Origin of the sequence: Lactonifactor longoviformis DSM 17459, assembly GCF_900129135.1 — a bacterium.
Classification (GTDB): domain Bacteria; phylum Bacillota; class Clostridia; order Lachnospirales; family Lachnospiraceae; genus Lactonifactor; species Lactonifactor longoviformis.
The window spans coordinates 512,819-533,513 of record NZ_FQVI01000001.1 but is presented as its reverse complement, the minus strand read 5'-3'; the positions used below and the strand labels follow the sequence as shown (position 1 = coordinate 533,513).

Below are 20,695 nucleotides of genomic sequence, written 5' to 3'. Positions count from 1 at the left end.
GACTGCCGAAAAAATCTCCAGCGGAAATCCCGGTTTTGCCTAAAACTCTCTAGTTGCTCCAGCGGAATCGTCCGCGGAACTTAAGCCTCTCTCCTGTCTGAACCAGCCCGCCGCCGCAGGGTTTCTCTCACCGTCCCCCCGCCACCTCAACTTTCCGACTTGGAGCACCTTGAGTCGAAGCTCAAGCGATTGCATTAAATCCCAATTTTGAAAAACAATTCTATATTACCCATACCCACGCACAACCTCCGCCATGGCGTTTGGTTTTTCTGTTTGGGATTGAACGGGGCTTTCTAGGCAAATGCAGCCACTGCGTCATGAAGAAACTGGGTACAGCCGCTTACTGTACGGTCGTAGTAAGCAGTGAAACGTGGATCGCTGACATACATGGCGGCCAGCCCTTTATGAGCCTCAGGAGTATAAGAGGGCCAGGTGTAAGAGAGCCATTCTTTGTGAAGGAGCGCTATTTCCCTGCCGGCTGTGCCGTTGGGGGACAGGCTGTTTGATACTGCTTCTTCCAGTTTGGAGAGAATTGTTTCACCGAGCTGCTCCATGGCCTGGAACTGCTCTTCTGTCAGGTTCATGAGTTTGGCATTGCTTGACTCTACGGTGTCTTTTCCGTATTTAGAGCGGATTTCTTCCCCGTACATATCTTCGTTTTTCTGTATCATTTCTCTTTTAAATCCTTCAAATTTTTCTTTATCAGTCATATGATATTCTCCTTTTTCTTTCTGAATTGTTTTTGTCACATTGGTTATCAGGAGATCCAGCTGCTCTCTGCGGTTCACCAGTTCCCTAAGATGGGAAGTGAGAACGGAAACGGAATCAAAGCCCGGGGAGAGAAGAAGCTGCCGGATGGTTTCCAGGGGAACATCCAGTTCCCGGTAAAAGAGGATATGCTGCAGCTTGTCGACTTCCTCTTCTGTGTAGATGCGGTATCCGCTTTCCGTGCAATGATGAGGGGGAAGCAGCCCGATCTCATCATAGTAGCGCAGGGTGCGGGTAGTTATTTGGGCCATCTGGGCCATCTGCCGGATCGTATATTCCATGATTTGCCTCCTGTCAGGTTACTCTGTATACAGTATTGTCTTATGCGCATTTTCTTAAGACAATTGTAGTATACAGGTTAACGCTGCGGCAAGGTCAATAGAAAAAATAAATTTTTGAATGCAACAGAATCTTATAAGATGTACACTGTAATAGATACGAAAGAGTACATAGGAAGAGGAGGTTGCTGTATATGATAGGAAAAATAGCAAGAGCAGGAAGGACAGTTGTTTTGCTGTTGGCCGCGGGTATGCTGTGTTTTACCGGATGCTCCGGTGACAGGCAAGAGCCAGAGATGCCGGGGCCGGATTCCCAGGAGAATGTATACCAGGAAAAATTATAGAAAGTAAGGGGGATATGCTCCTGCTGTCCGGTGTGAGTGAAATCTCCGCCAGTCTGGTAACTCTGTCCGTGAAGGAGACTCTTGTTACGGATCAGAACGGAAAGAAGACAGAGGCCTCCGGGCTTAAAAACGGAATGGTGATTGATGTAGTAATGGGAGAAGATGCATCCATTGCCGAATCTTATCCGGGACAGATACACGGGCAGAAAGAGATTCGCATAGTAGGCCAGGAGAATGATGTTACAGGCATGTATCTGGATGCACTAAAAGAGATTTATCAGATCGATCCCGGTTTGAACAGCGGAGTGAAGATTATGGCATTGGATCTGTCTATGTCTGTCAATATGAGTGAGGCAGAGAAGAGCGCCCTTGCGTATCAGTGGGACAGCTGGCTCAGAAGCCAGTCTCAGGATATGGATGTATATCAAAAGTCATATGATGAATTAGTGGAAGAGGGGATGATTGATACGGAGAAGCTTTATTTTCCGGAGGGAATGCTGATAACTATTGAAGACAAAGAGATTAAAGGGGACAGCTTTGTATTTTCAATCTCCAAGTGGTGTTCCGGTTTGGGGGCTGATGGTCTGGATAACTGTAAGGCTGTATTCGAGGACGGTATTGGAACCTATACAAAGGGAACTGCCTGGATCTCCTGAGTACGGAAAAAAATTCCAATTGGAGCCCGCTGATGGTATAATAAGGACAATACCAGAGGTTGGGGGGAATGCAGACAGATGAAGCCGGAAGATATTTTTTCTGCGGGGAGTGGTTTTCTGCTCTCGGTCCTGGCGGAAAAAGCGAATCGTGCAGTCGATTCAAAAAAAGCGGAAGCCAGGCTGAGGGAGATGGAAGCAAGGATAGACAAAAAACTTGCAGCAGTTACCCAGTCAGACATACGGGAACAAATGCAGAGTTATATACTGGAATATTTTAAATCCCATACGGACTCTTGCCTCTCAGGCAGTCAGGTGAAATTGAAGAATTTTCCTGAGGATTTTCGCAGAAAAAAGGGATGTTATCTAAATAGGGAAAATGCCGGAATTTTGGAAGAATGCCTGGAAGAGATAGAACAGGAATTCAAAAGTCTTTTGGATCCCGGGCACATGATTATGTACCAGGAGATTCAGGATATTAAGCAGATTGTTCAGGAGAGCAATGACAACAGTGAACGAATTTTGAAGCTGCTGAAGCATAAAGAGGGATTGGCCGCCGAGACCGGGGCTGCCGGGGAAAACGAGGGGCCGGTGCCGAAGAATTGTTCTGAGAACGCCATCTGTGAAGCACCGCAAATCCCTGAGAAGCCGCAGACTGTGGAGCAGCAGACGGAGGGGCGGCAGAGGAAGAAACGGAGAAGAAGCAGGATAGGAGCGGTTCTGTGCGCAGCCTGTGTGGCTGTGGGAATTTACGGGGTACTGATAACTGCCGGTACCCCCCGTTGGTTTATATGGGAGAAAAAAGAAGCTGCGGCACGGTCAGCCCAGGAGGAGCTGGCGTATCAGCAGATGGAGGAGATCTATGGGGGATGTCCGGTTAAGATGACTTATGTGCCGGAGGGCACAAAGTTTCTGGAGGCTGATGTGGACAGCTGCATTCAGACTGCGTGTCTCTCCTATTTGTACCAGGGCAGAAGTCTTACTTATAAAGCATTTTCCCAAAAGAGGGAAATGTTGTCTTACACCTTTGTATCAGGAGAAGAAATACAGGAGGAGCATACGGTCGACCTGCAGGCGGCTGAGGCAACGATCTGGAAACTTCAGTCTAAAGACAAAGAAGAAAGAGCCTATGCGGCCCGGATCCTGTATGACAATATCTGTTATTTGGTAGTGGGAACCATGGAACGGGACGAGTTCCAAAAGATTCTTAATGGTCTGGAATTTGCGTAGGATATTTGGAGGGAGACAGAGAATGAAAGGAAAAACAGCAGTCCTGCTGTGCATGGGGGTATTGTTAAGTGCTTCCCTCTGTATGGGGATGCCCCGGTCAGAAATAGAGGCTGCCCAGGAAGAGGAGGGGATGCCCTGGGAAGGCATGGTCCAGTATGGAGACGCAACAATTGCCAAGGATGAGAATGGACAGTTGCTGGCAGGGGGGATGACAACAGCTTCCCAGATCGCGGATGAGATCTCCGTAGAAGTGACAGTAGAAAAAGCAGATGAGAACAGTACGTGGACAGAGGTTTATTCCTGGAAGGCAGGCAGGGCGAATTCGGTGTATCTTTCTTCCAGCAAATCTATTGTTGCAGGGGCTGGATATTACAGAGTCCGGTGTGTCCACAGAGTGAACCAGGATGTACGGGAATCCTGCACAGATGCTGTATGGATAGACAAAGAGGGGGAGGGCAGATAAATGACCTCTCCTTTTATTTCAGAGGTATGAACACAGAGGCTTTAAAAACCTGATCTCCCGGTTCAAATAAAACCAAGCCGCCGTGAGCTTCCACAATGGATCTGACGGAATGTATCCCCAGACCGAACCCTTTTCTTTTAGAGGAAAAGTATCGGCCCTCCCGCTCTGTTATTATCCCGTCAAAGCTATTGTCTATCACAAGGCGAAGCTGCCGTCCTGTGGCTTCTCCCCGGAGATAGACAAAACGTTTCCCTGCGGTCTGCCGTTCACAGGCCTCCACTGCATTTTCCAGAAGATTCCCAAGGAGAATGCACAGATCTGTGTCCGGGATATTCAGGGACTCAGGAAGCTGAAGGACGGCGCTGAACTCTGCATGGATACGCAGAGCAACTCCTGCATAATAGGAAAGAATGGCATCAGCCGCAGGATGATTGGAATAGGTTATGACATCCCGGGGTTCTGTATGAGGCTCGTATTCCTCCAGATATCTGCGGATATCCGGCAGCGAAGCTCTGTCTGCCAGTGTCCGCAGTGTGCGCATATGATGGCGCAGATCATGGGAAGCTGTTCTGGCAGCCTCTATCTGCTGCGTCAGCTGCCGGTAATGTTCCTTTTGCATGGAGAGCTGGCGTTCCATCAGACGGTATTCTTCCGCCAGGGTCAGGCTGCGCTTATAGGCCTCTCCCAAATCTCTGCAGAGAGCGCATGCCAGCCCCAGCATAAGCCCGGTACCTCCGATTTCTATAAACCAGCCGCCCCGTATAGGCTCAAAAAGGGGCATCACCCTGTCTGCGAGAAGAGAAACCGCAAAGAACTCTGAAGTGTACAGAAGCAGAAGGGAGAATCTTCTCCGGTTTCGGACTGCTACCCCTGAAACGATCAAAAGGTAGACAGCAGATCCATATTTGAGTACGGCGGACAGCAGAGAGAAAGAGTAAAAGGCAGTAAGCCCCAGGCGAGAGGCGCAGATGCCGGTGAGGAAGGCTGCGACTGTCCCCGCTGCGCAGATAAAGGGCCAGATACCGGCGATTTTTCCTCTTATCTGACACAGGCTGTTCTGCAGCAATACGGCCATGAGCAGCATGGCATAGAAACAGAAAAGCTGCAGGGCGTACCAGGGATTTACATCTGTGGCAAAAAAGCGGTGCAGAAGGGGAAAGGCAGTATATCCAAGATAAAAAATGCACTGCAAAGCATATAGCAGTCCTTTTTTCCAGTGGGCCCTGAAGCCAAGGTACAGAGATAATATAAGACCCAGAAAACCTAAAAGCAGGGCTGCCATACGGATGAGCAGATAGTTTTCCCGGGCATTTATGACGGCATCTGCCAAACCAAAGGCGGGGGGATAGGTGAGCCCGCTGTAGATCCAGGAAAAATCAGATACGGCCAGAAGAAGGTTTATAGTGCCTTCCCCCTGGAAGACCACCGTTTTCTCTTTTATACAGGGGGTATAGGATTCTGGATTGGGATCTCCGGATTGTGCCTTCAATTCCTGGTTTATATAGAAGGCATAGGCAGAAAAGATTTCCGGCAGTTCCAGTGCATACGTGCGCATTCCCTTTGGAAGCTGTATTGTCAGGCGGTATGTGCCGATGCCGTGAGGAGAACGATGAATATTTCCTGCTTCCATGCCTCCGTACTGCCCTACAGAAATATACTGCCGGTAAGTACCGGGCTTTTTATCAGCAAAAGTCTGTGGAGTAAAAAGGACATCCGGATAAAACTCCCATTCGCGAATAAGATATCGCAGGGGAGCTTGTCTGAGGTCCTTTTCCGAAAGGGAAAGGATTCCGCATATAGGCTGTGAGGCTTTTTGGGTATATTTATTGTCTGTCTGATAAAGAAAGGCAAACAACAGCCAGGAAGACAGAAGGATAGCCAGAGGGACTGCACCTGTGAGCAGAATTCTCTTAATTCGTTTCATGCATTCTCCTCCTTCGAACAAGGATAAGTACAGTTACAGCAGCAGCAGTCAGAAGAATGGACAGGCTCCCAGCGACGGGATTCATTGCAGCCGTTCCCGTTTTCTCCGTATCCGTAATAGAGTATTCTCTTAGAGTAAAACTGCCGGTTGTGTATATTTTAGATGAGGCAATTTTGTGTTTTTCACTGTATGTCACTGGTTCCGCTGCCCCTGATCCTGCATGGACAAGGGTCAAATGACTGTGATCTGTCCCTTGGGAGGGGGTGTATGAAAGGGAAACGGATGTTTCGGGCAGTGCTGCAATCTCCTGCCCGTCCGCCGTAACAGACAGCTGAAAAGAAAGCTCGTCTATCTTGCGGAGGTCTATTTCAAGCAGCCCCCTATTGCTAAGAGAAAGGGAGGCCAGAAAAGTAGAGGGAATTTCCACAGATAACCCATTCTTTTCAAAGAGAACAGTGTCCGGATTGATTTCCAGAAGCTGTCTTAATCTGGCACCTGAGACTGCTGTTATGGAGTCTGTGCTTTCTTCCCTGACAGGGGAGCTTTCTTTCTCCTTGGGAGCTATATTTTCTGCAGATGGTGCTTTAGTGTCTACAGGCACAGAGGGTTCCACTCTGTCCGGTGTTTGGGAGGAACTGTCTGTTTCCTCGTGAGGGTATATCTCTTGCGGTGAAGTTACCGGAGGGGAAGGGATGGCTGCTTCAGGAACAGCCTGGGAAACAGGAGGCAATTTTTGCTCTGTGCGATCCCCTCCATCGTTGTCTCCGCCTCCGAAAGGATCCGGATCTCCGAAGGTAAAGGGCAGAACATTCGAGATCCCTTCTATAGTGCCCCCTGTTACGGCAAGGCAGAACAGATAGGACTTATCTTCCTTTAAACCGTATACCTGGGCGCCATAACAATCAAGATAGCTTCCGGGCAATTCCAGAATATCATTCCAGGATGCCCCATTGTCATCGGAATAGTACATGTGCATCTCAGCTGCATCTGTTATTTCAGTGAAGAACTGGATTCCTACGGAGTCCATCAGCTGATAAGCTGCCATTAAAAACGGCCAATCCGGATCCACAATATGAACCGGGATATCCAGGGAAGGCAGAGCCGCAGGAAACCATTCGGGTACCTGAGGGACAAGGGAAACCAGATAAGTCCCTGGAAGATTATAATCGACCAGGCTGTCTTCCCAGAGAAAACTGGTCAGATAGGAAATTTCATAAACCCCTTCCTCCTCACAGAGCAGCCGGTATGTTAGTGCAGTCTCATAAACTGTTTCCCTGGAAACGCCCTGAGGAAAGCACAGGCCGCTCTCCTGAATCCTTTCTTCAGAGATTACGGCATGGCGGCTGATCACCTCCGCATCTGGCAGTGAAGGAGTAACGAGGCATTGATCCAGGCGGACAGGTTCCGACGCCTTCAATGCCTGTCCGCCGTCACTGGATATATTGCAGAGGACCAGCTGAAGAGGACGATGAGAATCGATACCCACAGAGCCGTTTCCCTCAGCCTGTACCCTGGCGGCGGTTATTTCTGATTCTAATCCACTTTCAAAGTATACCCCTGTAGAGTTAGGGCCTTCCACAAAAACAGAGGAGAGATCTGAGTACCAAAAACCGTTTTCGCCGATAAAAATAGCTGTGGCAGAATCCCCCCGGGCTGTAATCTCAACATGATTCTCCGTAGAAAGAGAGCCCTCAACTACAAACAGGGGCCGGTCGGCCGCACTGCCTTCAAAGTATAAGGGGCCCTGAATGTAAAGTTCATAATCTTCCGGAACTAAAATACTAAAGTCACCCATATTAATTTTGGTGGGAGCAGATACCTGAGGCAGAGGAGTCCAAGTATCCCATATTATATCGTCTGTAAGGGAGATGGTGCTGCCCGGATGATTCAGCAGAAGTTCATAAAGCTCCCTGGCAGAAGAACAGTCATACTGCGGGGAAGCTGCCTGGACAGCGGCGGGGAAAAAGCAGAAACAGAGAAGCACGGACAGAAGCCAAATCAGAAATAGTGCCCTGTTTTTCACGAAAACTCCCCCTTTCGAAGTTCCTTCAGGGTGTATTCCAGAAATGCCTTTTTGACGGCACCCCGTCCCCGCTGACGGATAGGCACGTGCTCCTGATTCTTCATAATAAATTCCTCCTGGGGAATGCATTCTACCCAGTCCATATTCACCAGAACATTCCGATTGCAGGAAAGGAACCGCTCATCTTCAGACAGAATCTCCAAAACGGAGGCAATGGAATTGTCAATAACCAGTTGTGTATTCTCAAGGTGTATATGGGTTTTCCGGGCCAGACAGTCCACAAATAAAATATCCTTCAACAGCAGCTTCATATGCAGATGGCCTTTTACGGATACTGTGAGATACCGATTGGCTTTTGTCAGGCGGGAGCATACACGGTCCATGGCTTGGAGGAAAGCAGTTTCTTCCAGAGGCTTTGTCAGATAGTAGACAGCCTGTACCTCATAGCTTTCCACAGCATGCATACGGCTGGCTGAGATAAAAAACAGAGGGCAGGAGCTGTCTGTCCTGCGTACTGCTCTTGCAGTGTCCATGCCGCTGATGCCGTCCATATAAATATCCAGGAAAACTAGATCGTAGCTGCCGGGATGAAATGCCTTCAGAAACTCTTCCCCTGCTGCATAGGTATCATAGGTGTACAGGGTATTCATTTTTAGGAAATATGCATTAAGCATCTGAAGCAGTTCATGCTGTTCTTTTTCGTTATCTTCTACAATTGCAATGTGCATGTCCCCATCTCTCCCTTCTTTGAACCTATTTTATCATATCCCATTTTGTTTTACATGTACTTGCCATGATTTTGGGTAGCAAAAATGGATTTTCGGCAGTAATACGGCCTGCTTTACAGTTGGCTAAAATGTCTTTGGGAATAAAACGGCTTTTTTTTTGTTCTCCTCATGCTATGATAAACAATATATTCTCATTTTCAGAGTATTCTGTGGGAAACATGTATGGGGCAGTTCTGCAGATTGCCCCGGGCTGTGTTTTGGAAGCGAAAAAGGAGGAGATACGAAAATGGAAGAAAAAGAAAAGATATATATTACGATATCCGGACGGAATTATTATTCCTGGCAGGGCAGTGTTGCATATAATGGGAAGGTTTCAGCGTTTTGCAGTGAACTGGAATTGATAAAGATACTGGAAAGCTATCTCCCCCCTGTCTCTGTAATAATGGAGTTCAGGGGGGAAGAGGAGAATAAGTAATTATAAGATTACGGTAAAGGTGGCCCCGCCTCCCGGGGTATCTGTTATAAAAAGCTTACCCTTGTGAAGCCGAACAATCTCTTTTGCGATGGACAGACCCAGGCCAAAATGTTCCTTACAGGTACGTGCCTGATCCCGGCGGTAGAACCGCTGAAAAATCCGCTTTTTTTCCTCATTGGGGATTCCCGGGCCGTTATCGGCCACGGAGAGGTGAATTTTGCTGCCGGTACGGCAGAGGGAGAGACGGATTTTTCCTCCCGAAGGAGTGTAGCTTATGGCATTATCCATAAGAATAGAGAGAATCTGGGAGACTCTTTCCTCGTCGCAGAGTATCGGAGGAACTTCCTCATCCGGCAGGCTGACGGTAAGCGCCAGGCCCTTCTCTCTGGCCAGAAGTTCATATTTCTCGTATACCGTGAGTACTAAGGTATCTATGGCAGCGGGGGCAAGATGAAGATTCCAGGAATGGCTGTCTGCATTTGCCAGCTGCAGCATCTCATCGATAAGATGGGACATCCTTTTTCCCTCTGTACGTATAATTTCCGTAAAATGCCGGGATTCTTCAGGTGAAACATTCTGAGATGCCGTCAGACAGGAAAGGATGACTGCCAGAGGAGAACGAAGCTCATGGGAGGCAGATGCTATAAAGCTTGCCTGCTGCTGCCTGTTTTCTTCCAGAGGGCGGAGAAGCTTTCCCATAAAGAACCAGAAAAAAATACCCAGGAGAAGGATTGCGGCAGCATCCGCACCGGCAAATTGCCAGCGCTGTGCGGAGAGCTGTTTTTTTTGCGCATCAAGAGACTGGAGAACGATGATGCTTAAGTGGCCGGACTTTTTTGGCAGAAGGATTCCCGACGCGTAATATTCGGTACCTTCGGGAGTCTTCAGCTTAAACTCTCTGTGCCGGGAGAGAAGAACAGAGTTGCCCGGGGCGTTCAGGTCCAGCCCATAGGAGTCTTTGGCCTTTGCAGCTGCCTGTGCAAAGACCTTGCGCTCTTTTGGGCTTCTGCGGAGTTCCTGGTAAAAGAGAGCCTGACCGTTGTCGTAAATGGAGAGCAGAAACTGATGATTTTTCTCCATCTTGGCGATCCACTGAAGTGAGATGGTAGACTGGCTTTCCAGATGGGTAAGCATAGAGCTTAAATTATTGGAAAAGGCAGCCTCCGAGTTTTTTACCTGGTTTGACTGGGAAAAGTAAAGACAGATGCAGGTCATGGCAATGAGTATGATACCCGTGATGCCTGTACAAACAAGAGTAAGTTTAAACTGCAGTTTTTTAAACATCTGATTCCTCCAGACAGTATCCAACTCCGCGAATGGTTTTCAGTGTTAATGCGGCATTCACTGCCTTCAGCCGTCTGCGCACAAAATGGATATAGTTATCCAGATTGCCTTCCTCAACCTCTGCATTCGGTCCCCACACCCGGGTAAGTATGGTGAGCCGGGGCAGAGTCTGGCGGGGGTTTCTTAGAAAGAATTCCAGAAGAGCGCCTTCCCGCTTGGAGAGGAGCACTTGCTTTCCGCCGCGGCCTGTGAGCTGCTGCAGGCTGGGGTTATAGACAATATTGCCCATGGAAATCTCCGAAGACAGCTCCAGTCCTATAGGCCGCCGGCTGATACAGCGGATACGGGCCAGCAATTCCTGAAATTCATAGGGTTTTACTAAATAATCATCTGCTCCGCTGTTTAATCCGGTTATCTTATCATTCAGATCGCCCAAAGCGGTCACCAGAATCACCGGCGTCATTATCTGCTCCTGCCTCATCCGATCCAAAATTGTAAGGCCATCCAGCGAAGGAAGCATCCGATCCAGCAGCACCAGGTCATGGGCCTGCTGCCGTATCATATCCAGTCCGTCTTCCCCGTCGCTGCATGTGTCAGACAGAATACCCTCCCGTTTCAGCTGAAACTGCAGGGATTCACATAATTTTTCGTCATCTTCTATGATTAAGATTCTCATAATTCTCACCTCTTATTATTTATAACACCCAAAGTATATCACAGGATTCTTTATTTTATCTCTAAAAATAGAGAAAATTTAGAGACAGCTTTAGAGAAAAAATAGAGACAGGAGTGTTACGATAGAGAAAATCAAAGGTAAGAGGAGGAGTATCATGAATACATATTGGAAAAAAGCCGTCTGTCTGGCGGTTTCTCTGACCCTGGCAGTCTCGGGGCTGGCCGGATGCGGCGGGGGAGAAAAAAAGAGTGAGGAAAAAGGCAGGGACAAGGAGACAGCTATGGGGAGATATCTGGAGACGGAGATGCCGCTGCCTGAGGGAACAGAAAGAATACTGGCGCTTGGAAAGCTGGAGGATGGCAGTCTGGAGCTTTTCGGGGAAAGCGGTGAGGGCGGCAAAAGGGTGCTGTGGCAGTCAAAGGACCAGGGGGTGAGCTGGGAGGAAATCAGCTGCCCGGATATTATGAAGCTGGAAAACAGTGAATACCTGGACCGGGCGGTGATTTCACCCAAGGGAGACCTGGCAGCTCTGGGAGTCGCCAATGGGGAAGAAAAATATGCTCTTTTCTACGGCGGGGCAGGAGAAAGCGGACAAAAAGTCCCGGTGGAACTGCCTGAGGCTGAAGGCGGAAACGAAAATGGGATATCGGATATGAAATTTGCGCCGGACGGGAGGATGCTGATACGGGACTATGCGGGAAATGTTCATACCATAGATCCTAGCAGCGGACAAATCCTTCAGACTTATAAGGGATCCGGAGAAAAGATTTGGATGTTTGAGGTATTGGATGACAAGCTTTTGGCCGTAACAGAAACGCAGGTGCAGCTTTTGGATCTGGAATCAGGAGATCCTCTGGACAAGGATGAGGTTCTGGAGGAGCAGATTTTTAACGGCGAAGGCAGTAAGGATAACTCGTCTGCCGGGTTTAATTTTATGGTGTTTTTACAGGGAAAAGAAGAGAATACGTTATTTCTCTGCGGAAGAGATGGGATCTATCGGCATATCGCCGGGGGAACTGTGATAGAACAGGTGGTGAACGGTGAGCTGACTTCCCTGGGGAATCCCAGTCTGGAACTATTGCAGATGATAACCCTTGAGGATGGAAGCTTTATGGTTTCCTGTGCCATTGGAATCGACTATCAGCTTCTGAAATATACGTATTCTCCGGATACGCCGGCAATGCCTGAGAAAGAGCTCAAGGTGTATTCTCTGGAGGATAATTCGGATATCCGTCAGGCGATCTCCGTATACCAGAAGGAGCATACGGATGTATACGTGAATCTGGAGGTAGGCATTACCGGAGAGGACGGTGCCACGGTACCAGATGCCCTTCGGACACTGAATACAGATATAATGGCCGGAGAAGGTCCGGATCTTTTATTTTTGGATGGCATGCCTATAACTAGTTATATAGAAAAAGGACTGTTAGCAGACATCAGTGACATTGCAGCAGAGGCAGGCGGAGCGGATGGTTTGTTTGAGAAGGTGGCAAATGCATTTGCAAAAGACGGGAAAACCTACGGAATCCCCTTAGGCTTCCGGATTCCACTGTTCCAGGGGGATGAAGAGACAGCCAAGGCGGTCGGCAATTTATCCTCACTGGCAGAAAGAGTGAAGAGTCTGAGGGAGGATAATCCGGAGATAGAATCAATTTTGTCTCCTGCTGATGCCTGGGGCCTTCTGGAAACCTTGTACCGGCTGGACTGTGCAGACTGGCAGAAGGAAGACGGAACCCTGAAAGAGGAAACAGTAACCGAATTTCTGCGCCAGGTAAAGGCAATCTATGATACGGGAATCCCCAGGGAGGAGGATACTTCAAATTCCGGAATCTTTGATTTTGGGGCAGGGGGAACGGGCGGATTTCTGTCCATGCGGATAGATTATATGAGTCTGCTGATGAAAAAGGCTCTGGCCAGTGTGGGCTGGATGGGCTCTGTATCTGAGTATTCCTCAGTCATCTCAGCTCAAAAGGATTTGGAAGGTGGCGTATATAAGAACATTGAGAAGGATGGAAAGAATGTATTTCTTCCTTATCTTACAGCGGGAGTCAGCAGTAAAAGTGAAGACAAAGAGCTGGCGGCAGACTTTTTAAAGGCGCTGTTGCAAGAGGAGATCCAGAGCAGTATCACCGGAGCATTTCCAGTGAACAAAAAAGGCTTTGAGGGTACGCTGAAGAATCCCTATGGGGAGGAGGGCGGAGCTGAACTGGCTGTTTCCGGTGAGGGAAGCGATGATATGTTTACCATGTCTTTGCTTTGGCCCGATGAGGAACAACTGGAGGAATTACGGCAGATGCTGGAAGCGGCCGATACGCCGTCGCTTACTGACGAGACCATATGGAATGTGGTAAAGGAACAGGGAGAAAAATATCTGGAGGGCAGCCAGGAACTGGAAGAAGCAGTGAATAATATTATGCAGAAAGTTAATCTGTATCTGGCTGAATAGAAAGTGAAAGTTATGGCAGGAAAAAAGAAAGTGAGTATGCATGCAAAAAGGGGGCGGACCGGACTGTTGTTTCTGATGCCCAGTCTTTTGGGGGTATTTCTGTTTGTTTTAATTCCTTTTTCGGATGTAATACGGAGATCCTTTTTAGACGCCATGGGAAATCAGTTTACTGGTCTGAATAACTACCGGGAACTGCTTGGCAATCCTGCTTTTAGACTGGCAGTGAGAAATACGCTTCGGTTTACTTTGATCTGTATTCCTGCCCTTTTGCTTCTGTCTCTGATGACTTCAGTTTTTTTGCACCGGCAGAAACGTTGGGGTCAGCTGCTCAAAAGTGTGTATCTGGTTCCTATGGCCATTCCGGTAGCCTCTGTTGTACTTTTGTGGAGAGTGCTCTTTCATCAGCAGGGGATTGTAAACGGGATGTTCCAGTGGATGCATCTTCCGGCAAAGGACTGGATGAATTCAGATGCGGCCTTCTGGGTACTGGTCTTTAGCTATCTCTGGAAAAACCTGGGGTATGACATTATACTGTGGACAGCCGGTCTGGGCACAATCCCGGACAGTCTCTATGAGGCGGCTAAGGTAGACGGTGCAGGGGAGTGGATGTGCTTTTTTAAAATCACCCTCCCCAATCTGCTGCCTGCATTTTTCACCATCAGTGTATTGTCTCTTCTGAATTCCTTTAAGGTGTTTCGGGAGGCGTATCTGGTGGCAGGGGATTACCCCAATGAGAGCATGTATCTTCTGCAGCATGTGTTCAACAACTGGTTTCGGGAACTTTCCCTGGACAAAATGGCGGCAGGGGCAGTTATGACTGCCCTGGTAATTATGGCATTGGTTCTGCTGCTGGAGCGGGCTTGGGATAAAAAAGGGTGAGGTGGTAACCGTATGAAACAGAAAATAATACTCTTTTTTCTGGGAATTCTGGCAGCAGCAGCTTGCTATCCAATTATTTTTTTAATCGCAGGATCTCTGATGGGATATCAGGAACTGGGAGCATACCTGGCTCCTGTTCTGGGTGAGGCCAAAGGATTTGCAGGATGGACACTGTTCCCGATGTATCCCACATTGAGAGGGTATGTGGAGCTGCTGCTGGATTCCCCGTCTTTTTTTATTATGTTCTGGAATTCTGCCGCAATCACTGGGGGAATCCTGGTTGGACAGCTTCTCACAGGGGTAACTGCGGCATGGGGGTTTGCCAGATACCAGTTTCCGGGTAAGCGTGTGCTGTTTACGATTTACATAGCTCTGATGATGATGCCGTTTCAGGTTACTATGCTTTCCAGCTATCTGATACTGAACAAACTGGAGCTGCTGAATACCCACTGGGCGCTGATACTGCCAGGGGCATTTTCTACTTTTTCGGTGTTTCTTATGTACCGGTTTTTTACATCCATTCCTGAGGCAGTGATTGAGTCAGCCAGACTTGACGGGGCGGGAGAATGGCAGATCTTTTGGCATATAGGATTGCCTCTGGGTTCCGGGGGGATTGTATCTGCAATGGTTTTGGGATTTCTGGAGTGCTGGAATCTGATTGAGCAGCCGCTGACATTTTTAAAGGACAGATCCCTCTGGCCCCTGTCTTTATATCTTCCGGAAATCAGCCTTCAGGATGCAGCTATGGCTTTTGCGGCATCGGTTATAACACTGGCGCCTGCCCTTTTCGTGTTTCTTGCAGGGCAGGACTATCTGGAACAGGGGATTGTAGCAGCGGCAGTAAAGGAGTAGATATGAGAGAACTATGGAAAAATCACGAGGCTATACGCAGAAAGGCCCTTGCTGCATTTGCCGTTTTTTTGGGAATGATGCTATTTTTCACCGTGGTTTCCCGGGCGGCTGACAGTGTCACAGTTCCTCAGATAGTGACGGAAAAGCCCTCCGGCAGGGCGATTGAGCACAAAATTGAAAAGGAAGGCAAGGTAAGACAAAACCGGGAACAAGCAGTGCTTACAGAGCCGAACCTTACGGTGGACGCCATCTATGTCCAGGAGGGTCAGCAGACAGAAGCGGGGGAGCTTCTAATGCAGCTGAATAGGACAGATATTGAAGAACAGATTCTGACTCTGGAGCAGGAGATTGAAAAGCTGAAGCTGAATAACCAGGATCTGGACAGCAAAAAGAAAGCGGATCAGGAAAAAAAGGCAGCCGGGGAAGAACGGGCCAGAGCGGATTATCAGCGAGCTGTGGAGAAAGGGGAAGATGATGTGGCCAGAGCGGCGGAGGAACTGGCACAGGCCAGAGAAGCCCTTGCTGACTATTACCGGAATGCGGAGGAAGCCCAGGGGGACCCGGGAGTGCTTGAGACATTGGAAAAAAATTGTGGGGACAAAAAAGAACAGGCCCAGACTCTGGAACAGGAAATTACAAAGATAGAGACACAGACAGAGGTGGAGGTTCAAAAAAGAATCGAGGAAGCAAAGGCTGGCAATGGTGGGAGCAATCTTACTTCTCAGGAGGAGAAGAAGATCAGAGATCAGGTAGAAGCAGAATATGCGCCTAAGCTGGAGAAAGCAAGATCAGACGCCAAGGCGGCCCGGGAGGCGGCCCAGGAGGCAGAAGCTGCATGGAATTCCTATGTGCAGGAGATGGACTCTCTTAACCAGCAGGGCTCAAAAGCCCAGGAGCAGCAGCTGCTGGATGCGGTCTCTGCCGCGGAAAAAGCCTACCAGGACGCAGCTTACGCCGCCCAGGAGTCCGCAATTGCTGCCGGCAGGGCAATTGAGGATGCCAATACCGGGGAGGGCAGTGACAGTACATCTAAAATAAATGAACTTGATATAGAGAAAAAGAATATGGATCTGGATAAACTGAAAGCTTTACAAGAACAGGAAGGAAAAATCCTCTCTCCGGTGAAAGGTGTGGTTACTAAAATATCCGTAATGACCGGAGACAAAACCCAGGAAACCGCAGCCCTGACCCTTGCGGATATTAGCTCTGGCTGTAAATTTGTCACGCAGATAGACAGCGAGGAGGCAAAATACCTGAGCAGAGGCGATGCTGTCAGTCTGACACCGGCCAATAACGGAACCGTGATTGAGGACCTGAAGGCGGACAGCATTACCGTAAATCAGGAGAACCCGGCACTCATGGATGTTACGGTTTTGTTACCGCCGGATACTCTCGAAATTGGAGTATCCGCCACTATGACCGCAGTGCAGAAATCATCACCCTACGAAGTCTGTGTCCCGGTGGAGGCGCTTCACCTGTCAGAGGGAAAGTACTATGTGCTGATCCTCCAGGAAAAAGAGTCTGTTCTGGGAAAACAGCTGGTGGCAGAGCGGAAGGATGTGATTGTAAAGGACAAAAATGAGAGATATGCAGCTTTAGAGAACGGAAGCCTTACGCCCAAGCAGGAGGTCATTACACAGTCGGACCGGGAAATCGGAGCAGGCAGCAGAGTACGCCTGCAGGAACCGTGAGAGGGCAGTTGGGAGTGCTGGGAAGGGCCGCAGCGGCCGGCCTTTGTCTTATCTGCTTTTCTCTGGCTCAGACAGAGACCTTTAAGACAGCACTTCCCCATGATACAGAAGAGATTATACTGGAGCAGGGCGCCTGGAGCCGGGAGCAGTGGGAAGAAATGGCCGCAAATGAAGAAGACAGGGAATCTCCGGATACGTTTATCCTGTGGGGAGAAAAGGAAGAGGTACAGATCGTCAGCCGGGACCTAACCCGCACCGCCAGGGTAAGTGCAATTGAGGCCTGCGGTGATTCCCGTCTCCTGCTTCGGGAATCCGTCTCTCTCAATGATGAGGATACAGAGGGCTGTCTGATCTCGGCAGACACTGCCTGGAAATTATTCGGCAGCACAAGGGCAGTGGGGGAAAAAATACAATATGGAGAGCGGACACTGACCATCCGGGGGATTATGAGGCATATGAAAGGCACCTTGTTCGTTCAGGCGGAAAAAGGCGGTGAAGCTATCCTCAATACAGTGACATTAAAGGCCGGGGGGAAGCACGGGGCCCTGGAGGATCCTGCCAGGAGTTTTATGATGAGGTACGGGATCCAGGGAGTCAAGGTGCCGGTAAAGTACTATAACAGCTGGTCTGTCTTTCTGGTCTTTACCCTGCCGCTGTTTATGCTTCTTAGGATGCTGGCAAAGTACTGGAAAACGATAGACAGAGAAGGGAAACGGACAGCAGCAGTATGGAGCATAGCGCTGGTGACCGGGATGGGGATTCTGTTCCTCTATGCCTTTGGATTTTCCGTTACCCTGCCAAAGGATATGATCCCAACGAGATGGTCAGATTTTCAATTTTGGCATAGTTTGGGAGAGCAGAAAGGGGAGGAGCTTATCCTCCTCCTCGGAATGAGGAAAAGAAAACCGGAACTTATGGTTGCCCAGCCTTTTTTCAACTGTGTAAAATATATGGCCGGTGCCTGGATATGCTATGGGGCTGCATTTGGAAGATGGAGAAGAGTGAGCGGCAAAGCAGCTGTGTCCGGCATACTGCTGGCCTGGATTCTGGTGTTCATCTTGATCCTGCTGAGAAGAGAAGAAGGAAGTCTGCTGATGCAGTCCAGAGGAGTGTGGTTCCTGCTGCCGTTTGAACTCACCGGAAGGTACATAGCCGGAATTCCGAAGAAATGCCAATGGTTATAATTTTTTATATCATAATGATTGGCATGGATGCATATTATATAATATAAAAATGCTAATTATGTCTAATATATCCGAGGAAATTGGGAGTTGCCCTATTTCTAAAAGGGGACGCTGTTCTGGTTAAGAACAACGTCCCCTTTGATGTTAGCACAGTGAACAGACTATTCCTGAATTCCGGGAATCTTTGGCAGTCTTTCAAAGCTGGCCGCCAGCTCTTCGTCGGTGGGAATGTAATCCTGCATGGTTTTATCCATGTAAGACTGGTAAGCAACCATGTCGAAATATCCGGTTCCTGTAAGGCCGAAAAGTATGGTTTTTGCCTCTCCTGATTCCTTGCACTTTAAGGCTTCCTGCACAGCTCCGTAGATAGCATGGGCAGACTCCGGTGCAGGGAGAATGGTCTCCTGCTTTGCAAAGGTTACGGCAGCATCGAAGACTTTCGTTTGTTCCACTGACATAGCTTCCATATAACCGTCATGGTACAGCTTGGAAAGAATCGGAGACATCCCATGGTAACGGAGACCGCCGGCATGGTTGGCGGAGGGAATAAAGTCACATCCCAAAGTGTACATTCTGGCCATAGGAGTTACCTTTCCGGTATCACAGAAGTCATAGGCATAACGTCCTCTGGTGAGAGACGGACAGGAAGCCGGCTCTACCGCTATGATTCTGGGATTCGATTTTCCCGTTAATTTATCCTGCATAAATGGAGCAATCAACCCTCCCAGGTTTGAACCGCCCCCGGCGCATCCTACCACTACATCCGGATATTCATCCAGCATCTCCATGGCAGTTTTGCTTTCCAGACCGATGACAGACTGGTGGAGCAGTACTTGATTCAAGACAGAACCCAGTACATATTTGTAGCCCTCCGTAGAAACTGCCTTTTCCACAGCCTCAGAAATCGCACACCCCAGACTTCCTGTGGTATTTGGATTTGCTTCCAGGATTGCCCGGCCTACATTGGTGGTATTGCTGGGACTGGGGATAATGTCTGCATCAAAGGTATGAATCACGGATTTGCGGAAAGGCTTTTGTTCATAGGAGCACTTTACCATGTACACCGTAAGGGGCAGATGATAAAAGGCACAGGCTTCTGCAAGTGCAGTACCCCACTGTCCGGCGCCGGTCTCTGTGGTGATACCCTTTAACCCCTGTTCCTTGGCATAGTAAGCCTGAGCAATGGCAGAGTTCAGTTTGTGGCTTCCGGAGGTATTATTCCCCTCGAATTTGTAGTAAATTTTGGCTGGTGTATCCAGATACTTTTCCAGGTTGTACGCGCGGATCAGAGGGGAAGGACGGTACATTTTGTAGAAATCCTGGATTTCCTCAGGGATATCCACATAGCGGGTTACGTTATCCATTTCCTGATGAGCCAGCTTTTCACAGAAGACAGGATACAGATCCTCTTCTGTGGCAGGCTTTCCTGTGCCGGGATTAATCATAGGATCCGGAAGCTCCTTCATATCAGCACGCAAGTTATACCATTGTTTTGGCATCTGCTCCTCGGTTAAATATAATCTGTGTGGAATTTTTTTCATAATCAATATTCTCCTTTCTGATGGTTGGTTGCTGTGTATCCCCTGCGAACCCGGAACTAGTCAGCTATGTGTGGCATCTCTCAGAAAGAGGCAGAAAAAAACGGCTTCTGCCCCTTGTTCAGGGACAAAAGCCGTATTACGTACGATCTTCTGCGGTACCACCCGGATTGATGTTATACATCCACTCTGTCATACACTAACATGCATGGTTCCTTGATAACGGGTGAACATCCCGTCGGATATTACTCGGCTGCGCCTTTCCTTCCGACCTCATAAGCCCATTCAATATCTGCTTTCTTATCTCACTCGCACCACCTGAGACTCGCTGGAAACAAAGGAAAGATATCTACTCTTCTTACTCTGCGGTTTCGCTTTGGTTGGTATTATAATATAAGGCATTTGAAAATTTGTCAATATGTTTTAGAAAAAAATATTATTTTTTATTCTTTTTACATTCCACAGCATCCACGGCATCTAAGACTGCAGCGCGAAGTCCGCCCCGCTCCAGGGCAGCAACGCCGACGATGGTAGTACCTCCCGGAGAGCATACGGAATCCTTCATTGCTCCAGGGTGTTTTCCTGACATTAGATGAAGCTTTCCCGTTCCCGCTATCATCTGACTGGCCAGGGCGTATGCCATCTGTCTGGAAAGCCCGTGGGTGACACCTGCGTCGCCCAGTGCTTCCAGGAACATACTGGCGAATGCCGGCCCGCAGCCGCTGATGGTGCCGGCAGCACTCACATGGGCAGAATCCAGTACCTGAACCAGACTGATGCGGGATAAAAGCCCTGTGAGCAGAGAAAACTCGTCTTCTGTGAGAGAATGCTGTTCTTCACAGATAAAGATACCCTCTCCCACAGCGACCGGAGTATTGGGGATTGAGCTGATATGATGGGTGCCGGGAAGGAGCTCTTCCAGAGCATCAAAGGGATAGCCATCTGCCACAGACAGGATGATTTTATCCTGGAGCAAGTCGCGTACAGGTTCCATAACTTCTTTTACCATATAGGGCTTAACAGCGATTACGACGATCTGGGACCGGGACACGGTTTCCCTGGCATCTCTGCAGGCGTGCATCCCCTGATCCTGTGTATTTCTGCAGAGCTTATCCCAGTTTTTCGCACAGGCATAAATCTGCTCCGGCTTCAGCACTTCTTTGTAAAGCAGCCCCTGGGCAATCGCCTGAGCCATATTGCCGTATCCCAGGAAACCGATGGTAATATCTTGGTATTCGTTCATAAAAATGACCTCTTTT

The 20,695-nt window shown here is 48.8% G+C and carries 18 protein-coding genes; 10 read left to right on the top strand and 8 right to left on the bottom strand.

Annotated elements, in window-relative coordinates; translation table 11 throughout:
• Positions 1-293 precede the first annotated feature (293 nt).
• Positions 294-1,049, bottom strand: coding sequence for a MerR family transcriptional regulator (locus BUA56_RS02405; protein WP_072848675.1), 756 nt, complete (start codon positions 1,047-1,049; stop codon positions 294-296).
• Between the two features lie 191 nt (positions 1,050-1,240).
• On the opposite strand from BUA56_RS02405, the gene BUA56_RS22895 reads away from it, so the two are divergent.
• The 4 genes from BUA56_RS22895 to BUA56_RS02390 all read left to right on the top strand — a co-directional run bounded on the left by BUA56_RS22895 (position 1,241) and on the right by BUA56_RS02390 (position 3,736).
• Positions 1,241-1,390, top strand: a complete 150-nt coding sequence (locus BUA56_RS22895; RefSeq protein ID WP_158640969.1) for a hypothetical protein — start codon at positions 1,241-1,243, stop codon at positions 1,388-1,390.
• A gap of 32 nt (positions 1,391-1,422) precedes the next feature.
• Positions 1,423-2,046 (top strand): hypothetical protein, encoded by a 624-nt coding sequence (locus BUA56_RS02400; protein WP_207650893.1) that lies wholly within the window; start codon positions 1,423-1,425, stop codon positions 2,044-2,046.
• A gap of 78 nt (positions 2,047-2,124) precedes the next feature.
• Positions 2,125-3,273 (top strand): hypothetical protein, encoded by a 1,149-nt coding sequence (locus BUA56_RS02395; protein ID WP_072848670.1) that lies wholly within the window; start codon positions 2,125-2,127, stop codon positions 3,271-3,273.
• 22 nt (positions 3,274-3,295) lie between these two features.
• Positions 3,296-3,736 (top strand): DUF6147 family protein, encoded by a 441-nt coding sequence (locus BUA56_RS02390; protein WP_072848668.1) that lies wholly within the window; start codon positions 3,296-3,298, stop codon positions 3,734-3,736.
• Between the two features lie 13 nt (positions 3,737-3,749).
• Here BUA56_RS02390 and BUA56_RS02385 read toward each other — a convergent pair whose 3' ends face one another.
• From BUA56_RS02385 to BUA56_RS02375, 3 genes are read right to left on the bottom strand one after another with little or no spacing between them, the layout of a single operon-like run.
• Positions 3,750-5,660, bottom strand: coding sequence for a sensor histidine kinase (locus BUA56_RS02385; protein ID WP_072848666.1), 1,911 nt, complete (start codon positions 5,658-5,660; stop codon positions 3,750-3,752).
• Positions 5,647-7,683 carry a hypothetical protein gene (locus tag BUA56_RS02380; protein WP_072848664.1) on the bottom strand — a complete coding sequence of 679 codons (2,037 nt, stop codon included), beginning with the start codon at positions 7,681-7,683 and terminating at the stop codon, positions 5,647-5,649. The genes BUA56_RS02385 and BUA56_RS02380 overlap by 14 nt, the downstream gene beginning before the upstream one ends.
• On the bottom strand, positions 7,680-8,411 hold the full coding sequence (locus tag BUA56_RS02375; RefSeq protein ID WP_072848662.1) for a LytR/AlgR family response regulator transcription factor: 732 nt from the start codon (positions 8,409-8,411) through the stop codon (positions 7,680-7,682). Before BUA56_RS02375 ends, BUA56_RS02380 begins: the two co-directional genes overlap by 4 nt.
• A 286-nt stretch (positions 8,412-8,697) precedes the next feature.
• On the opposite strand from BUA56_RS02375, the gene BUA56_RS02370 reads away from it, so the two are divergent.
• Positions 8,698-8,886, top strand: coding sequence for a hypothetical protein (locus tag BUA56_RS02370; protein WP_072848652.1), 189 nt, complete (start codon positions 8,698-8,700; stop codon positions 8,884-8,886).
• On the opposite strand, the gene BUA56_RS02365 is transcribed toward BUA56_RS02370, so the two are convergent.
• On the bottom strand, positions 8,887-10,170 hold the full coding sequence (locus BUA56_RS02365; RefSeq protein ID WP_072848651.1) for a sensor histidine kinase: 1,284 nt from the start codon (positions 10,168-10,170) through the stop codon (positions 8,887-8,889).
• Entirely contained in the window at positions 10,163-10,846 is a 684-nt protein-coding gene (locus BUA56_RS02360; RefSeq protein WP_072848649.1) for a response regulator transcription factor, read from the bottom strand. Before BUA56_RS02360 ends, BUA56_RS02365 begins: the two co-directional genes overlap by 8 nt.
• Before the next feature lie 154 nt (positions 10,847-11,000).
• Here BUA56_RS02360 and BUA56_RS02355 point away from each other — a divergent pair, with 154 nt between their 5' ends.
• The 5 genes from BUA56_RS02355 to BUA56_RS02335 are packed head-to-tail and all read left to right on the top strand — an operon-like array spanning position 11,001 to position 17,898.
• A complete protein-coding gene (locus BUA56_RS02355) occupies positions 11,001-13,292 on the top strand; it encodes an ABC transporter substrate-binding protein (RefSeq protein WP_072848648.1) in 2,292 nt (763 codons plus the stop codon).
• A 12-nt stretch (positions 13,293-13,304) separates the two neighbouring features.
• Positions 13,305-14,171, top strand: coding sequence for a carbohydrate ABC transporter permease (locus tag BUA56_RS02350; protein WP_072848647.1), 867 nt, complete (start codon positions 13,305-13,307; stop codon positions 14,169-14,171).
• A 12-nt stretch (positions 14,172-14,183) separates the two neighbouring features.
• Positions 14,184-15,023: a carbohydrate ABC transporter permease gene (locus BUA56_RS02345; protein WP_072848646.1), complete on the top strand. Its 840-nt coding sequence runs from the start codon at positions 14,184-14,186 to the stop codon at positions 15,021-15,023.
• 2 nt (positions 15,024-15,025) lie between these two features.
• Positions 15,026-16,714: a hypothetical protein gene (locus BUA56_RS02340; protein ID WP_072848645.1), complete on the top strand. Its 1,689-nt coding sequence runs from the start codon at positions 15,026-15,028 to the stop codon at positions 16,712-16,714.
• Positions 16,711-17,898, top strand: a complete 1,188-nt coding sequence (locus BUA56_RS02335) for an ABC transporter permease (RefSeq protein WP_103711265.1) — start codon at positions 16,711-16,713, stop codon at positions 17,896-17,898. The genes BUA56_RS02340 and BUA56_RS02335 overlap by 4 nt, the downstream gene beginning before the upstream one ends.
• Positions 17,899-18,059: 161 nt before the next feature.
• Here BUA56_RS02335 and BUA56_RS02330 read toward each other — a convergent pair whose 3' ends face one another.
• Positions 18,060-19,439 carry a TrpB-like pyridoxal phosphate-dependent enzyme gene (locus BUA56_RS02330; protein ID WP_072848643.1) on the bottom strand — a complete coding sequence of 460 codons (1,380 nt, stop codon included), beginning with the start codon at positions 19,437-19,439 and terminating at the stop codon, positions 18,060-18,062.
• A gap of 433 nt (positions 19,440-19,872) precedes the next feature.
• Complete coding sequence (gene proC / locus BUA56_RS02325) at positions 19,873-20,679, bottom strand: pyrroline-5-carboxylate reductase (protein WP_072848642.1); 807 nt, start codon at positions 20,677-20,679, stop codon at positions 19,873-19,875.
• Positions 20,680-20,695 lie beyond the last annotated feature (16 nt).

Excerpts from the sequence above, each read along its gene's own strand:
- BUA56_RS02405 (WP_072848675.1), bottom strand. The coding sequence starts at position 1,049 with ATGGAATATACGATCCGGCAGATGGCCCAGATGGCCCAAATAACTACC.
- BUA56_RS22895 (WP_158640969.1), top strand. The coding sequence starts at position 1,241 with ATGATAGGAAAAATAGCAAGAGCAGGAAGGACAGTTGTTTTGCTGTTG.
- BUA56_RS02395 (WP_072848670.1), top strand. The coding sequence starts at position 2,125 with ATGAAGCCGGAAGATATTTTTTCTGCGGGGAGTGGTTTTCTGCTCTCG.
- BUA56_RS02390 (WP_072848668.1), top strand. The coding sequence starts at position 3,296 with ATGAAAGGAAAAACAGCAGTCCTGCTGTGCATGGGGGTATTGTTAAGT.
- BUA56_RS02385 (WP_072848666.1), bottom strand. The coding sequence starts at position 5,660 with ATGAAACGAATTAAGAGAATTCTGCTCACAGGTGCAGTCCCTCTGGCT.
- BUA56_RS02375 (WP_072848662.1), bottom strand. The coding sequence starts at position 8,411 with ATGCACATTGCAATTGTAGAAGATAACGAAAAAGAACAGCATGAACTG.
- BUA56_RS02370 (WP_072848652.1), top strand. The coding sequence starts at position 8,698 with ATGGAAGAAAAAGAAAAGATATATATTACGATATCCGGACGGAATTAT.
- BUA56_RS02365 (WP_072848651.1), bottom strand. The coding sequence starts at position 10,170 with ATGTTTAAAAAACTGCAGTTTAAACTTACTCTTGTTTGTACAGGCATC.
- BUA56_RS02360 (WP_072848649.1), bottom strand. The coding sequence starts at position 10,846 with ATGAGAATCTTAATCATAGAAGATGACGAAAAATTATGTGAATCCCTG.
- BUA56_RS02355 (WP_072848648.1), top strand. The coding sequence starts at position 11,001 with ATGAATACATATTGGAAAAAAGCCGTCTGTCTGGCGGTTTCTCTGACC.
- BUA56_RS02350 (WP_072848647.1), top strand. The coding sequence starts at position 13,305 with ATGGCAGGAAAAAAGAAAGTGAGTATGCATGCAAAAAGGGGGCGGACC.
- BUA56_RS02345 (WP_072848646.1), top strand. The coding sequence starts at position 14,184 with ATGAAACAGAAAATAATACTCTTTTTTCTGGGAATTCTGGCAGCAGCA.
- BUA56_RS02340 (WP_072848645.1), top strand. The coding sequence starts at position 15,026 with ATGAGAGAACTATGGAAAAATCACGAGGCTATACGCAGAAAGGCCCTT.
- BUA56_RS02330 (WP_072848643.1), bottom strand. The coding sequence starts at position 19,439 with ATGAAAAAAATTCCACACAGATTATATTTAACCGAGGAGCAGATGCCA.
- proC (WP_072848642.1), bottom strand. The coding sequence starts at position 20,679 with ATGAACGAATACCAAGATATTACCATCGGTTTCCTGGGATACGGCAAT.